This is a genomic window from Bacillus sp. FJAT-29937, from assembly GCF_001509555.1.
Classification (GTDB): domain Bacteria; phylum Bacillota; class Bacilli; order Bacillales; family Cytobacillaceae; genus Cytobacillus.
The window spans coordinates 1-1,074 of record NZ_LMAS01000021.1; the positions used below are offsets into that span (position 1 = coordinate 1).

Here is a 1,074-nt window from a genome sequence, read left to right on the forward strand (position 1 = left end):
TCACACCCGTTCCCATCCCGAACACGGAAGTTAAGCTTTTCAGCGCCGATGGTAGTTAGGGGCTGTCCCCTTGTGAGAGTAGGACGTCGCTAGGCTTTAATAAATGGAGGATTAGCTCAGCTGGGAGAGCATCTGCCTTACAAGCAGAGGGTCGGCGGTTCGATCCCGTCATCCTCCACCATTTTTAATTTATCTTTAAATATGCCGGCCTAGCTCAATTGGTAGAGCAACTGACTTGTAATCAGTAGGTTGGGGGTTCGAGTCCTCTGGCCGGCACCACGAAGTTTTGAGCCATTAGCTCAGTCGGTAGAGCATCTGACTTTTAATCAGAGGGTCGAAGGTTCGAGTCCTTCATGGCTCACCATTTATATATGCGGGTGTGGCGGAATTGGCAGACGCACCAGACTTAGGATCTGGCGCCGCGAGGCGTGGGGGTTCGACTCCCTTCACCCGCATTCATAAAGATAAGCGGAAGTAGTTCAGTGGTAGAACACCACCTTGCCAAGGTGGGGGTCGCGGGTTCGAATCCCGTCTTCCGCTCCAAACATGCCGGGGTGGCGGAACTGGCAGACGCACAGGACTTAAAATCCTGCGGTAGGTGACTACCGTACCGGTTCGATTCCGGTCCTCGGCACCATTTATATTAAAGAATGCGCCCGTAGCTCAATTGGATAGAGCGTCTGACTACGGATCAGAAGGTTATGGGTTCGACTCCTTTCGGGCGCGCCATATTCGGGAAGTAGCTCAGCTTGGTAGAGCACTTGGTTTGGGACCAAGGGGTCGCAGGTTCGAATCCTGTCTTCCCGACCATTTATATTTTGGGGCCTTAGCTCAGCTGGGAGAGCGCCTGCCTTGCACGCAGGAGGTCAGCGGTTCGATCCCGCTAGGCTCCACCAAAAAAAATCAAAAAAAGTTATTGACACTGTTTTTGAAAAGTAGTATTATTGAAAAGTCGCTTCTGAGCGACAAGGTAGTTCTTTGAAAACTGAACGAACAAAAACGTCAACGTTTTAGTCTTTTTATCAAAAAGACATTATGAGCTAATCAACTCAACTTTATTGGAGAGTTTGATCC

General features: G+C 49.9%; 9 tRNA genes and 1 rRNA gene. All 10 read left to right on the forward strand.

Annotated features, from left to right (window positions below):
* Nucleotides 1-95: ribosomal RNA gene (gene rrf / locus AR328_RS22000) — 5S ribosomal RNA — on the forward strand; the annotation flags it as partial.
* A gap of 10 nt (nt 96-105) precedes the next feature.
* Nucleotides 106-181: transfer RNA gene (locus AR328_RS22005), tRNA-Val, on the forward strand.
* Between the two features lie 22 nt (nt 182-203).
* Nucleotides 204-279: transfer RNA gene (locus AR328_RS22010), tRNA-Thr, on the forward strand.
* A 9-nt stretch (nt 280-288) separates the two neighbouring features.
* A tRNA-Lys gene (locus AR328_RS22015) sits at nt 289-364 on the forward strand.
* Nucleotides 365-373: 9 nt separating this feature from the next.
* A tRNA-Leu gene (locus AR328_RS22020) sits at nt 374-455 on the forward strand.
* A 13-nt stretch (nt 456-468) separates the two neighbouring features.
* Nucleotides 469-543 (forward strand) — tRNA-Gly (locus tag AR328_RS22025).
* Nucleotides 544-548: 5 nt separating this feature from the next.
* Nucleotides 549-637, forward strand: a tRNA-Leu gene (locus AR328_RS22030).
* 15 nt (nt 638-652) lie between these two features.
* Nucleotides 653-729, forward strand: a tRNA-Arg gene (locus AR328_RS22035).
* 4 nt (nt 730-733) lie between these two features.
* Nucleotides 734-810, forward strand: a tRNA-Pro gene (locus AR328_RS22040).
* Between the two features lie 10 nt (nt 811-820).
* Nucleotides 821-896, forward strand: a tRNA-Ala gene (locus AR328_RS22045).
* Nucleotides 897-1,074 lie beyond the last annotated feature (178 nt).